This is a genomic window from Prauserella muralis (assembly GCF_003202285.1).
Taxonomy (GTDB): Bacteria; Actinomycetota; Actinomycetes; order Mycobacteriales; family Pseudonocardiaceae; genus Prauserella_B; species Prauserella_B muralis.
This window is the reverse complement of sequence record NZ_MASW01000007.1, coordinates 35045-48180: the sequence shown is the minus strand read 5'-3', so window position 1 is coordinate 48180 and position 13136 is coordinate 35045. Positions and strand designations below refer to the sequence as shown.

Here is a 13136-nt window from a genome sequence, read left to right as displayed (position 1 = left end):
CAGCAACCTACGAACCGCCGTGCTGGCCGGGCAACGCCGCCGGCGGAAAGGCGGCCTTGCTCATCGGGAAAGGCCCGGCTTCGCGGAGCCGCCGATGCGGTCGGGCAGCCGCGCCGCCAGGTGGTCGATCAGGGCGCTGGTCCGCCGGGGTACGTGCACGTCGTCGGACAGCAGCGCGTAGATGTCGGCGGGCGGCGTCGGCACCTCGGGCAGCACGCGCACCAGGGCGCCGCTGTCGAGGTGGGACCGGACCTGCCACTCCGAGCGCATGATCACGCCGTGACCCTGCAGCGCCCAGTCGGTCACGACGTCCCCGTCGTTGCTCGAAAGGCGGCCACGCACGCGAATCTGCCGCGGGTTGCCCTCGTCGCCGAACCGCCACAGGTCGAAGTCGCCCTCGTTCTCGCGCAGCACGATGCAGTCGTGGTCGGCCAGGTCCTCGACCTGCCCGGGCACGCCCTTGCGATCCAGATAGGACGGTGCGGCGCACGGCACCCGGCGGTTCCGGGCCAGCCGGCGCATCCGCAGCGAGGAGTCCGGTGGCGTGCCGACGTGGACGGCCAGGTCGAACTCGCGCCGATGCGGCCGCAGCGGGAGGGCCGAGGTGTGGAGCCGGACGTCCAGCTGGGGATGCAGGGCGGTGAACTCGCCGATCAGCGGGGCGACGTGGGCGCGTCCGAGACCGAGCGTCGCCTGCACCACGACGGAGCCTCGCAGGTCGCCGGAGCGGTGGGTGACCAGATCCTCGAGTTCGCGGACCTGATCGAGGATCTTCTCCAGGCGCGCGGCGTAGAGCCGGCCCTCGGACGTCAGCACCAGCCTGCGCGTGCCCCGGTGCACCAGGCGGACCTCCAGGCGGCGCTCCAGGGCCCGGAGCCGTTTGCTGACGACCGGCAGCGAACAGTCCAGCTCGCGCGCCGCGGCCGTGAGCGTCTCGCTGGAGGCGACCACGTGGAAGAAGCGGAGGTCGTCCACGGTGGTGCTCATCGTGTCGCGCCGTGGCGGTGTCGCGGGCCGTCGCTTTCCATGAGCGAAAGGATAGGTTGCCCTTGACGCTCTTGTCGCGGTGCCCGGCGCCGACGAGGGTGAGGGCGCGCGCTCAGCCATACCCGGCCGGGCGCGCGCGTGCCCAGCCGGCGAGGTCGTCAGGAGCGTCTTGTGTCCCAGCGTTATCGCATCGCGGTCATTCCGGGTGATGGCATCGGCCGGGAGGTCGTGCCGGAAGGGTTGCGATGCCTGCACGCCGCCGCCGAAGTCCACGGATTCGAGCTGGAGATCGCCGAGTTCTCCTTCGCCAGTGCCGACTACTGGCAGCGCCACGGCGCGATGCTGCCGCCGGACTGGCGGGAGGTGCTCGGCGGCTTCGACGCGATCTTCTTCGGCGCGGTCGGCCGGCCGGAGGTGGTGCCCGACCACGTGTCGCTGTGGGGCAGCCTGCTGCAGTTCCGCCGCGGGTTCGACCAGTACGTCAACCTGCGGCCGGTCCGGCTGCTGCGCGGCGTGCGCAGCCCGCTGCGCGACCACGAGCCCGGGGACATCGACTTCCTGATCGTGCGGGAGAACACCGAGGGCGAGTACTCCAGCATCGGCGGCCGGATCTTCGAGGGCACCGACCGTGAGACGGTGCTGCAGGAGACCGTGATGACCCGAACCGGTGTCGACCGGGTGCTGCGTTACGCCTTCGAGCTCGCCGCGGGCCGCCCGCGCCGGCAGCTGACGTGGGCGACCAAGAGCAACGGCATCTCCATCTCGATGCCGTACTGGGACGAGCGCGCGGCGGCGATGGCGCGCCGGTACCCGGACGTCGCCGCCGACTCCGACCACATCGACATCCTCACTGCGAAGTTCGTCCTGCAGCCCCAGCGTTACGACGTCGTCGTGGCCAGCAACCTCTTCGGCGACATCCTGTCCGACCTCGGACCGGCGTGCGCCGGGACGATCGGGATCGCCCCCAGCGCCAACATCAACCCGGACCGCACCTGGCCGAGCCTGTTCGAGCCGGTACACGGCTCGGCGCCCGACATCGCCGGACGCGGGATCGCCAACCCGGTCGGGCAGATCTGGAGCGGCGCCATGATGCTCGACCACCTCGGGGAGCCGGCCGCGGCGGCGAGGGTCGTGGCCGCGATCGAGAGCGTGCTCGACGAGCGGCCGGACGTGCTCACTCCCGACCTCGGTGGCTCGGGAACGACCGGGAGCCTCGGCGGGGCGATCGCCGCCGAGATCGCGGGCGGGCCGTCCGGGCAGCGCGGCGCGCGGCCGAGAACCGCGACGGCATCATGACGCCGCCCGTCTCCGACCCGGTCGGCCTGGAGGTGCGGTGGGACCGGCTGGCGGCCGCCACCGACGAGGCCGCGTCGACGATGCTGCGCACCGCCTTCTCGACCATCATCCGCGAGTCCAACGACTACACGGTCGTACTCATGGACCGGCAGGGCCGCACCATGGCGGAGTCACGGGCAGGCATCCCCGGCTTCGCGGCGTTGATGAGCTCGCTGACCGCCCTGGTCCTCGACCGGTTCCCGGCCCGGGACTGGCAGGACGGCGACTGCGTCATCACCAACGACCCGTGGATCGCGACGGGCCACCTGCCCGACATCGCGATGATCACACCCGTCTTTCACCGGGGCGTGCTCGTCGGCTATGCCGGAACCGCGGCACACTCGCCGGACATCGGGGGCACCCCGTCGATGGGGGCCACCGACCTGATCTCGGAGGGCATGCTGATCCCGCCGCTGCGGCTGTTCCGCGCGGGCCGCGTCGAGCAGGGGATCAAGGAGCTCCTGCTGGCCAACGTCCGCCTTCCCGGCGAGTTGTGGGGCGACCTGGAGGCGCAGACCGCCGCGCACGCGGTGTGCAGGCGGCGTGCGCGGGAGTTCCTGGACGACTTCGGCGAACCGGACTTCGAGCGGTTCGCCGCCGAGGTGCACGCGGTGGCGGACGCCGCGATGCGGGCGGCCGTCGCCGAGCTGCCGGACGGCGTGTACCGGGCCGGTGTCGACGCCGACGGCGTCGAGGGGCACCCGACCCACATCGCGTGCGCGGTCACGGTGAGCGGTGAGCGGATCGCGATCGACTACACCGGGAGTTCGGCTCAGGTGCCGTTCTCCACCAACTCCACCCTCAACTACACCCGTGCCTACTCGATGTATCCGCTGAAGATCCTGCTCGATCCGGCCACGCGGACGAACTGGGGTTCCTACCAGGCGATCCACGTGAGCGCTCCGGAGGGCACGATCGTCAACCCCAGGTTTCCCGCGCCCGTCGTCGCGCGCCACCTGACCGGGCACCTGCTCTCCTGCGCGATCTACCAGGCGCTCGCGCCGGTGCTGCCCGACCGGGTCATCGCCGACAGCGGGGGAGCACCCGCGCTCCGCGTCCGGTTCGCCGGCATCGACGACGAGGGCCGCCCCTTCGCCCAGATGCTGTTCGCCAACGCGGGCATGGGCGCCTCCCGCGAGAAGGACGGCCTTTCGACGACCGCCTTCCCCACCAACTCGGGCAGCGGCAGCATCGAGGCCCTCGAGGTGACGTCTCCGCTGCGGTTCGTGCGCAAGGAGCTGCGGGCGGGTTCCGGTGGCCGCGGGCGGCGCCGCGGCGGCCTCGGCCAGGACGTCGAGGTGCACAACCCGACCAGCCGTGCCGTGCAGATGGTGCTGCTGGGCGATCGCGAGCGGCACCCCGCGCTCGGCCTTGACGGAGGGCAGCCGGGGGCGACGGCGCAGGCGGTGCTGGAATCGGGGCAGCGTGTGCCGCTGAAGTCGATCTCCCAGCTGGCACCCGGCGCGTCCGTCCTCATCTCGTTTCCCGGCGGGGGAGGGTTCGGCCCGCCGCAGGACCGGGAGCCGCAGCTGGTCCTGGCCGACGAGCTCGGCGGCTACGTCGCACCCTCGAACACGGAGCGTCACCCATGAGCCGCACCGTCCGGATCGGCGTCGACGTCGGGGGCACCTTCACCGACCTGCTGCTGCACGACCCCGTGCGCGGCCTCACGTGGCCAGGAAAGCTGCCCACCACGCCCCATGCCCCCCACGAGGCCATCACCGCGGGCATCGCACGGCTGCTGGAGGAGACGGCCACGCCCGCGCAGGACGTCGCCGGTGTCGTCCACGGCACGACGCTGGTGACCAACACGCTGCTCGAGCGCACCGGAGCCGTCGTGGGCCTGCTCACCACGCACGGTTTCCGCGACATCCTCGAGATGGCCAGGGAGATCCGGTTCGACACCACCGACCTGCACGCCCGCCCTGCCGCCCCGCTGGTGCCCCGCCGCCTGTGCCGCGGCGTGCGGGGCCGGATCGGCGCCGACGGCACCGAGCTGGAGCCGCTGGACGAGGCGGACGTGCTGGCACAGGCAGGCGATCTCCTGGAGCACGGCGTCGAGGCGGTGGCGGTGGCCATGCTGCACGCCTACCGCAACGACAGGCACGAACGGCGGGTGCGGCGCCTGCTCGCGCGGGCTCACCCCGGGCTGCCGGTCACCCTCTCCAGCGCGGTCGCTCCCGTCCTCGGCGAGTACGAGCGAGCGAGCACGGCGTGCCTCAACGCCTACGTCCAGCCGCTCGTGGCGCGCTATCTCGACGCGCTGCGGGACGACCTGCTCGCCATGGGCATCGACGCGCCGTTGCGCGTCATGCTCTCCGGGGGCGGGGTCACGACACTGGACGAGGCGAAGGAGTTTCCCTTCCGCCTGCTCGAGTCCGGTCCGGCGGCGGGGGCGATCGCCGCGGCCGCCGTGGCGCGGCGGCTCGGCGAGCCGGACGTCATCTCGTTCGACATGGGCGGCACGACGGCCAAGATCGCGATGGTGAGCGGCGGCGAGCCGCGCCGCACGCACGACTTCGAAGCCGGCCGCGTCGACAAGTTCAAGCCGGGCTCGGGACTGCCGATCAGGCTCACGGTCGTCGACATGATCGAGATCGGGTCGGGAGGCGGGTCGATCGCCGCCCCCGACTCGCTGGGGTTGCTCAAGGTCGGCCCGCGCAGCGCCGGGTCCGTCCCGGGGCCGGTCGCCTACGGCCGGGGCGGCGAGCAGCCGACCGTCACCGACGCGGATCTCGTGCTCGGCCACCTCGACCCGGCCACCTTCCTCGGGGGCGAGATGCGGCTACGCACGACCGAGGCAGGCAAGGCCCTGGACCGGGGCGTCGCCGAGCCGCTCGGTCTCGACCGCATCGGCGCCGCCGCGGGCATCGTCGAGGTCGCCACGGCCGGCATGGCCGCCGCCGCCCGGATGCACCTTTCCGAGCACGGCAGCGATCCCTCCGACTTCACGCTCGTGGCGTTCGGCGGTGCGGGGCCCGTGCACGCCTACGGCCTGGCGAAACAACTGAAGATCGCGCGCATCGTCGTCCCGATGCGCGCCGGGGTCATGTCCGCCTACGGCTTCCTCGTCGCTCCGGCCACAGTGGACCAGGCTCGGAGCCTGCCCTCGGCGCTGACCGGGATCGACTGGGATCGCGTCGCCGCGGTGTACGACGAGATGACCGCGCACGCCACCGCCGTCCTGGGCGCGGACGGCACGGAGGAGCTGCGGGTGCGGCGCTCGGCCGACATGCGGTACGTGGGCCAGGGCTTCGAGATCGAGGTCGAGCTGCCGGGCTCCGGCCTCGGCCAGGTGGACGCCGGCCGCCTCCAGCGCGCCTTCGGCGAGGCCTACCGCGCGACGTTCGGTCGTTGTCTCGACGGTCCGGCGGAGGTGGTGAACTGGCGGCTCTCGGCCCGGCTGCCCGGACACGGCGTCACCCTGGGCTGTGAACCCGCCACCGGCGACCCGCGACGCGGCGTCCGCGACGTCTGGATCCCGGGCCACGGCCGGCTCGAGGCGACCGTGTGGGACAGGTACCGGTTGCGGCCCGGGACGGAGATCGCGGGGCCCGCGGTGTTCGAGGAGCGTGAGTCGTCGTGCTGCTTCGGGCCGGAGTGCCGCATCCGCGTCGACCCCGAGCTGACCCTGCTCGTCGACGTCGAGGGGGCGGGCTCGTGACGGCTGATGACGACGGTGCGGGTCTCAGGATGGCTGGGTGGAGGACGCCGGTGTCGTGGGCGCGGCGAGCAGGTCGCCGAGCCCGCCCCGCGCGTCCTCGATGACGAGCGCCTCGGCCGCCGCGGAGTCGCCCACCCTCAGCGCCCGCACGAGCGCACGATGGCTCCCGTAGCGGTCGAGGCCGAACCTGTCGTTCTTGCTGATGTGCTCGAGCAGCCTGGCCCGCCGCTCCGGCCAGGAGAACACCCTTGTCTGGCCGAGCAGGCGCACCAGAACCGGGTTGTGGGCGCACGACTCGACGACCTCGTTGAAGCGCTGCATGGCATCGAGCAGCCGGCCCAGGTGCCGCGACAGATCCTGCCCGGCCTTCTGGCGCTGCTTGATGAGGATCAGCAGGTCGTCGGCCTCGTCGAGGACCGCGTCGAGCTGGTCCAGCTGGGCCGGGGACGCATGCCGCGCGGCGAAGCGGGCGACCATCCCGCGCAGCGCGACCTCCACCTCGGCGAGGTCCTGTATCGCGACGTCGCCGAACGCGGCGACCTGCACCGTCCGTGGCCCCGTCCGTTCGAGCAGGCCGTCCTGTTCGAGGCGGCGGATGGCCTCGCGCACCGGCGTCGGGCTGACCGACAACCGCTCGGCGAGCCCGCGTTCGGTGACCTTCTGACCCGGGCGCAGCTCGCCGGTGGTGATCGCGTCACGGATGGCGCGGTACGCGCGGTCGGCCAGCGTGTCGGCCGTGAGGCCCTTCAACGTTTCACTCGCCATGGCATCACCTTAGCTGCCATGGCAAAAACTCTCCGAAACTATTGACCATCTTGCTATAGCAAAAGTACGGTAGCGGTCGCCACAACGGTCGTGGTGAAGGGAAGGTGCCGGATGGCGACGACGGTGAGCACGCAGCCCGCCCGGACAGGGCGGATCACGTTCCTCGTGGCCCTGGCGGTCTTCGCCCAGGAGTCGACGTGGAATCTCTACGACTCGCAGGTCCCGCCGTTGCTCCGCGAGCACATCGCCAGCGCCGCACTCGTCGGCCTGCTGATGGGGATGGACAACCTGCTCGGCATCTTCATCCAGCCATGGATGGGCAACCGGTCCGACAACACCCGCACCTCGTGGGGACGGCGCATTCCCTACCTGGTCGTCGGGATGCCGCTGGCGGCGCTGCTGTTCCTCGCCATCCCGCATGCCGCGGCCACGCTGCCGCTGCTGATCCTGGTGATGTTCAGCTACGCGCTGGTGGCCAACTCGTTCAAGCCGATCGCCGAAGCCCTGCTCCCGGATTTCGTTCCGCCCGAGCGGCGAAGCCGCGCCAACGCGGCCGTCAAGATCGCCGCGAGTCTCACGGTGATGGTCGCGGCACTCATCAGCATCCTGATGATCGACGACTTTCCGCGGTTGTCGTTCGCCGTTCCCGCGATCCTGATGGTGGTCTCCGTGGCCGTGGTCGCCGCGAAGCTGCGGGACAACACCTCGCCCGCCTACCAGGCCGCGGTCGCCGAGGAGCGCGAAGTGGAGCGCGAGCGGCACGGTGCGGCCTCGTCCGGCGTGCCCATCAGGACTCGCGTGCGCGACATCGTGCGCGACATCGCCAAGGACCGGGACCGCAGCAGGTTGCTGCTCATCGTGTCGATCCTCCTCTTCGGGGGCGCGTGGGCCGCGTCGCGGGCACTCATGACGCCGTACGGCATGGAGGCGCTGAACATGTCCCGCGGCGAGGCGGGCGGGCTGACCCTGCCCAGCGGCGTCGCCTTCCTGCTCGCCGCCTATCCCGTGGCGAGGCTCGCCGAACGCTTCGGGCGGCTGCGCGTGATGATGATCGGGATGGCGGTCTTCGCGGGCGGCATGGTCCTCGGCACCGCGGTGCAGACGCCCACCGGCGCGGTCGTCGGCCTCTGCGTCGCGGCGGCGGGCGCGTCGTCGTTCCTGGTCAACGCCGTGGTCGTGCTGTGGAACCTGGCCCCGTCGGACCGGGTGGTCGGTGCCTACACCGGGCTCTACACCGTCGGCTGGGTGAGTGGCGGCTTCCTCGGACCTGCGCTGGTCGGCGGCATGGTCGACCTCACGGGCTGGCATCTGCTGCTGCTCAACGTCGCGGTCGTCGCGCTCGTCGCCGTGCTGGCGGTCGCGCGGGTCAGCGTCCTGCAGCGGCGGGCGGCCGCCGGGGGTGTCCTGTGAGGACGCTCGCCCGCATCAGGCCCGACCGCTTCGCACCGTCCACCGAAGGAAACCCGTGCCTCGCGTTCTGATCACGACGGACTACCTTCACCCAGGCGACGACGTCGACCGGTTCCTGCGAGGCGCCGGCCTGGAGACCGTGCACCTGCCCCTGGTCGGCAGGCGCGATCCCGAGCAGCTCGTGGCGGCGCTCGCCGGGATCGACGCCGCCCTGGTGGCCAACGAACCGTTCACGGCCGACGTCCTCGCCCGCGCACCGCACCTGCGCGTCATCGTGCGGACGGGCGTGGGCTACGACTCCATCGACGTCGCCGCCGCGGCCCGGCTCGGGATCACCGTGAGCAACCTGCCCGGCATCAACGCCAACGCCGTGGCCGAGTACACCCTCGGTCTGCTGCTCGCGGGGGCCCGGCGACTGGTGCAGTCCGCGCGGGGTGTGGCGCAGGGATCCTGGCCCCGCGAGGACGGGCACGAACTGCGCGGTGCCACGCTCGGGCTCATCGGCTACGGGGCCTCGGCGCGGGCGGTGGTCCCACTGGCCCGCGCGTTCGGCATGACCGTGATCTGTACCACCGGCGTGCCGCCGCGGCTGCGCCGCGACCCCGCGGTGCGCTTCGTGGAACTGCCCGAGCTGCTGGCCACCTCCGACTACGTCTCGATCCACACGGCACTCACGGACCGGACCCGGGGCCTGCTGGACGCGGCGGCGTTCACCCGGATGAAGCCGACCGCGCTGCTGGTCAACACCGCACGCGGACCCATCGTGGACGAGGCGGCGCTCGTCGCGGCCGTACGGGAGGGGCGGATCGCGGGCGCCGCGCTGGACGTCGTACGCGAGGAGCCGCTTCCGCCCGGCAGCCCGCTCCGCGACGTGGACGGCATCGTCGTCTACTCCCACCTGGCCGGACAGACCGCCGAGGCGCGGGCCGCGGCGGGCCGCCACGGAGCCGAGGAACTGGTGGCCGCGCTGGAGGGCCGGGCCCGGTTCGCGGTCAACGCCGAGCTGATCCCCGAGGGAAAGAAATGAGGAACATGGACAACGAACCGGTGACGTCCGTGCGAGTGCTGACGCCGAGCGGCATGCTCGGCGCGGGCTGGGACCACGCGACGGTCGAACGCGGCATCGCGCTGGGGGCCGACGTCATCAGCATCGACGGAGGATCCACGGACTCCGGTCCCTACTACCTCGGCTCCGCGACGCCCAAGACCACGGCCAAGGCCGTCGCCCGCGACCTGCGCAGCCTGTTGACGGCCGCCGCCGAGGCGGGGATACCGGTGATCGTGGGCTCGTGCGGCACGAGCGGGACCGACAGCGGCGTCGACTGGGTCGCCGGGATCGCCGCCGAGGTCATGGCGGAGGAAGGTCTCGACCTTCCGGTCGCGAGGATCTACAGCGAGCAGAACGCGGCCGAGTTGAAGGAGCACCTCAACGCGGGCCGGATCCACCCCCTGCCACCGCTGGGGGAGCTGCGGGCCGAGACCCTCGAAAGCTGCACCCACATCGTCGGCGCGATGGGCCACGAACCGATCGTCGAGGCCCTCCGGGCAGGCGCACAGGTGGTGTTCGCGGGCCGCGCTACCGACACGGCCGTGGCGGCGGCCTACCCCCTGATGCAGGGGATGCCCGCCGGGCCCACCTGGCACGCCGCCAAGATCGTCGAGTGCGGCGGTCAGTGCACCACCGACCCGCGCGCCGGGGGCGTCCTGGCCACCATCGACGCCGGTGGCTTCACCATCGAGCCGCTCGACCCCACGGTGTCGTGCACGCCCATCTCGGTGGCCGCGCACATGCTCTACGAGACCGCGAACCCGTTCGAGATGCGCGAGCCCGACGGCACCCTCGACGTCCGGGACGCGCGCTACACCGCGGTCGACGACCGGATCGTGCGGGTCGAGGGCTCGCGGTTCCATGTCGCCGACCAGTACACGGTCAAGCTGGAGGGTGCGCGGATCACCGGCTACGAGACCCTGTCGTTCTCGGCGATCCGGGACCCGCTGATCCTCGCCGACATCGACGCCTGGGCGGAGCTGATGCGCACGATCATTACGCAGCGGGTGGAGCAGACGCTGGGTCTCCTGCCGGACGAGTACGCCTTCGACCTGCGCCTCTACGGTCACAACGCGGTGCTGGACGAGCTGGAGCCCGAGAGTGGGCCGCCGCGTGAGGTGGGGGTGATGCTGCTCGTCAACGCGCCGGACCAGGCGACGGCCACCGCCGTGGCCAAGGTCGCCAACCCGCTGCTGCTGCACCTGCCGACGCCGGGCATGGACTACCTGCCCAGCCTGGCCTTCGCGTCCTCGCCTGCCGAGGTCGAGCGCGGCGCAGCGTACGAGTTCGTGCTCAACCACGTGGTCGACTGCGACAGCCCGACGAGCCTGTTCCGGATGGAGATGGGGGAAGACCGATGACTGACAGCACGACCGGCCCCACGCTGGCGGATCTCGCCCACGAGGTCCGGTCCAAGAACGCAGGCCCGTTCTGGGTCACCATGGAGGTCTTCCTGCGCGACGCCGAAGGCTACCGGATGGTCGCCGACGAGTCGTTCCTCAACGAGCGGACCGTCGCGCGGCTGTACCGGGTCGAGGAGAGCACGGTCCAGATCTTTCGGATCCCGTCGCTGAACGTCGTGAAGATCTCCTTCCCCCGCAGGCTGAGTCAGGGATCGCTGCGGGACCGGGACATGCATGCGGGTCAGCACCACGTCCCGCTCGCGCGCCTCCGGGTCGCCCCGCAGCGAGGCGGTGCCGATCGTGGCGATCGCTGACGACCTCGGCTCCTGGGCGGCGGCGCTGCGCTTCACCGACCTCGGCGACCACGCCGTGCACACCGTCCGCCAGCGCCTGGTCGACACCCTCGGCTGCGGGCTCGGAGCCTTGACCGCCGAGCCGAGCCGGGCAGCGCGGCGGCTCGCCCGTGCCCTCCCGCCGGGGCCGTCCACGGTGCTGGGCACGGACGACTCCACCACCGCCGACGTCGCCGCATTCGTCAACGGAACCATGGTGCGGCACCTGGACTTCAACGACGGCTACCTCGGCCTGGAGCCCGGGCACCCCAGTGACAACATCCCGGCCTGCCTGGCGGTGGCCGAGGCCGAGGGGCGCTCGGGGCGCGACCTCGTCACGGCGATCGCGCTCGCCTACGAGGTGCAGGTGCGGTTGCAGGACGCCGCGAACCTCTACCGCCGCGGGTGGGACCACGCGAACTACGTGCTCGTCTCGGCGGCCCTCGCCGCGGGCACGCTCATGGGCCTCGACGCGCGGCAGCTGGCCCAGGCGGTGAACATCGCCCTGAACGGCCACATCGCGCTGCGCCAGGTCAGGGCAGGACAGCTGTCCGCGTGGAAGAGCTCCTCGGCGCCGAACGCCGCCCGCAACGGCGTGTTCGCCGCCTGGCTGGCTCGGGAGGGCTTCACCGGCCCCGCGCCGATCTTCGAGGGCGAGATGGGGTTCATGCGGCAGGTGAGCGGCTCCTTCACCCTGGAGCCGCCGACGTTCCCGCGGACCGCCGGCAGCACCTACGCCGTGTGCAGGACGCTGACCAAACTCCTGCCCACCAACGGCGAGATGCAGACGGCGGTGTGGGCGGCACTCGCCGTGCGCGAGCGGATCCCGGATCTCCGCGCCGTCGAACGCATCGTCGTCGACACCACCGACATCGGCTGGACGATCCTGGGCAAGGACCCGGAGAAGTGGCGTCCGTCCACTCGCGAGACCGCCGACCACAGCCTCCCGTACACCGTGGCGCGCGTACTCGTCGACGGGACGCTGACGCCGTCCTCCTACGACCCGGACGCGCTCGCCGACCCTGTGGTCGGCGCGTTGCTGGACCGGGTCGAGGTGCGCGAGGACCCGGCCCTCACCGCGATGTTGCCGGAGCGCATCCCCAACCGGGTCACCGTCAGGCTCGCCTCGGGTGAGGAGTTCGTCCGGGAGGTCCGCGACGCGCCGGGCGGCCGCCGGACGCCGATGACCGACGAGCAGTTCGAGGAGAAGTTCACGACACTGGTGCGGCCGCTGGCCTCGGAGCGACGGTGCCGGCGGATGCTCGACGCGATCTGGACCATCGACCGCGCGGCGACGGTCTCCGCGCTCACCGGCGTCCTCGCCGTCGACGGCGAGGACGCCACCAGGGAGGGCCTGTGATCCGGGTGGAGGACCTGCCCGCGGCGCATCCCGGCCGTCGCCTGCTCACCAAGCGCACGCCCTTCTTCGCCGCACCGGGGGAGCCGCGCTGCAGTTACTGCGCCTACGTCCCGCAGCGCTGGACCCCCGGCAGCGAGACGTCCGTGATGGTCGCCGTGCACGGCACCGGGCGCAACGTCGGCGAGCTGCGCGAAGGGTTCATTCCCTTCGCCGAGCAACACAACGTCATCGTCGTGACTCCGCTGTTCCCGGCCGGCATCGACGATCCGGACGACGTGCACGACTACAAGCTGATCGAGGCCCACGGCATCCGGTTCGACCTGGTGGTGCTCGACATCCTCGAGCAGGTCCGGCTCCGGTGGAACGCCCGGGTCGACACCGTGCTGCTGTGCGGGCACTCCGGCGGCGGGCAGTTCGCCCACCGCTTCCTCTATCTGCATCCGGACCGGGTCGGCGCCGTCGCGGTCAGCGCACCGGGCAGTGTGACGCTGCTGGATCAGTCCTTCACCTGGCCGGCGGGCACCGGCGGCACCGCCCAGCGGTTCGGCATCACCGTGGACCCCGGCGCGGTGGCCACGGTGCCGGTGCTGCTCGTCGTCGGTGGCGACGACGACGGCCGGGCCGACCTGGCCGCCATGGGGTACTCCGGCCACAGCCGGCCGGAACAGCTCGACCGCCTTGGCGACAGCCTGGCACGACACGGCACCGTGGTTCGCAAGGTCGTGGTCCCCGGCGTCGGCCACAGCGCCCCGGGGACCCGCCCGCCGGTCACCGAGTTCTTCGCGGACCACCTGGCCGGCCAGCGCTGACCAGCGGCGGGAGAGCGTCCGGC

Annotated in this window: 11 protein-coding genes; 9 read left to right on the top strand and 2 right to left on the bottom strand. The window is 72.0% G+C overall.

What is annotated here, in order from left to right; all coding sequences use genetic code 11:
* Positions 1-60: 60 nt before the first annotated feature.
* Positions 61-987: a LysR family transcriptional regulator gene (locus BAY60_RS29745; protein ID WP_112284736.1), complete on the bottom strand. Its 927-nt coding sequence runs from the start codon at positions 985-987 to the stop codon at positions 61-63.
* A gap of 171 nt (positions 988-1158) precedes the next feature.
* Between BAY60_RS29745 and BAY60_RS29740 the strand changes: the two genes are divergently transcribed.
* The 3 genes from BAY60_RS29740 to BAY60_RS29730 are packed head-to-tail and all read left to right on the top strand — an operon-like array spanning position 1159 to position 5986.
* Positions 1159-2283: a tartrate dehydrogenase gene (locus tag BAY60_RS29740; RefSeq protein WP_112284735.1), complete on the top strand. Its 1125-nt coding sequence runs from the start codon at positions 1159-1161 to the stop codon at positions 2281-2283.
* Positions 2280-3914, top strand: coding sequence for a hydantoinase B/oxoprolinase family protein (locus BAY60_RS29735; protein ID WP_112284734.1), 1635 nt, complete (start codon positions 2280-2282; stop codon positions 3912-3914). The genes BAY60_RS29740 and BAY60_RS29735 overlap by 4 nt, the downstream gene beginning before the upstream one ends.
* Positions 3911-5986, top strand: a complete 2076-nt coding sequence (locus BAY60_RS29730; protein WP_112284733.1) for a hydantoinase/oxoprolinase family protein — start codon at positions 3911-3913, stop codon at positions 5984-5986. Before BAY60_RS29735 ends, BAY60_RS29730 begins: the two co-directional genes overlap by 4 nt.
* Before the next feature lie 24 nt (positions 5987-6010).
* Here BAY60_RS29730 and BAY60_RS29725 read toward each other — a convergent pair whose 3' ends face one another.
* Positions 6011-6751 carry a GntR family transcriptional regulator gene (locus BAY60_RS29725; protein WP_112284732.1) on the bottom strand — a complete coding sequence of 247 codons (741 nt, stop codon included), beginning with the start codon at positions 6749-6751 and terminating at the stop codon, positions 6011-6013.
* Between the two features lie 111 nt (positions 6752-6862).
* Between BAY60_RS29725 and BAY60_RS29720 the strand changes: the two genes are divergently transcribed.
* From BAY60_RS29720 to BAY60_RS29695, 6 genes are read left to right on the top strand one after another with little or no spacing between them, the layout of a single operon-like run.
* Positions 6863-8161: an MFS transporter gene (locus tag BAY60_RS29720; protein WP_112284731.1), complete on the top strand. Its 1299-nt coding sequence runs from the start codon at positions 6863-6865 to the stop codon at positions 8159-8161.
* Positions 8162-8216: 55 nt separating this feature from the next.
* Complete coding sequence (locus BAY60_RS29715) at positions 8217-9188, top strand: phosphoglycerate dehydrogenase (protein WP_112284730.1); 972 nt, start codon at positions 8217-8219, stop codon at positions 9186-9188.
* 5 nt (positions 9189-9193) lie between these two features.
* A complete protein-coding gene (locus BAY60_RS29710; RefSeq protein WP_245992875.1) occupies positions 9194-10570 on the top strand; it encodes an acyclic terpene utilization AtuA family protein in 1377 nt (458 codons plus the stop codon).
* Positions 10567-10926, top strand: coding sequence for a DUF4387 domain-containing protein (locus BAY60_RS29705; protein ID WP_112284729.1), 360 nt, complete (start codon positions 10567-10569; stop codon positions 10924-10926). Before BAY60_RS29710 ends, BAY60_RS29705 begins: the two co-directional genes overlap by 4 nt.
* The gene (locus BAY60_RS29700) at positions 10913-12304 is read left to right on the top strand and encodes an MmgE/PrpD family protein (RefSeq protein WP_170160610.1); all 1392 of its coding nucleotides are present in this window, start codon (positions 10913-10915) and stop codon (positions 12302-12304) included. The genes BAY60_RS29705 and BAY60_RS29700 overlap by 14 nt, the downstream gene beginning before the upstream one ends.
* Entirely contained in the window at positions 12301-13113 is an 813-nt protein-coding gene (locus BAY60_RS29695; protein ID WP_112284727.1) for an alpha/beta hydrolase family protein, read from the top strand. The genes BAY60_RS29700 and BAY60_RS29695 overlap by 4 nt, the downstream gene beginning before the upstream one ends.
* The last annotated feature ends 23 nt before the right edge of the window (positions 13114-13136 follow it).

What these genes read in the sequence shown, in the direction of transcription:
- BAY60_RS29745 (WP_112284736.1), bottom strand. Translation starts at nt 987, where the DNA reads ATGAGCACCACCGTGGACGACCTCCGCTTCTTCCACGTGGTCGCCTCC.
- BAY60_RS29730 (WP_112284733.1), top strand. Translation starts at nt 3,911, where the DNA reads ATGAGCCGCACCGTCCGGATCGGCGTCGACGTCGGGGGCACCTTCACC.
- BAY60_RS29720 (WP_112284731.1), top strand. Translation starts at nt 6,863, where the DNA reads ATGGCGACGACGGTGAGCACGCAGCCCGCCCGGACAGGGCGGATCACG.
- BAY60_RS29735 (WP_112284734.1), top strand. Translation starts at nt 2,280, where the DNA reads ATGACGCCGCCCGTCTCCGACCCGGTCGGCCTGGAGGTGCGGTGGGAC.
- BAY60_RS29705 (WP_112284729.1), top strand. Translation starts at nt 10,567, where the DNA reads ATGACTGACAGCACGACCGGCCCCACGCTGGCGGATCTCGCCCACGAG.
- BAY60_RS29710 (WP_245992875.1), top strand. Translation starts at nt 9,194, where the DNA reads ATGGACAACGAACCGGTGACGTCCGTGCGAGTGCTGACGCCGAGCGGC.
- BAY60_RS29725 (WP_112284732.1), bottom strand. Translation starts at nt 6,751, where the DNA reads ATGGCGAGTGAAACGTTGAAGGGCCTCACGGCCGACACGCTGGCCGAC.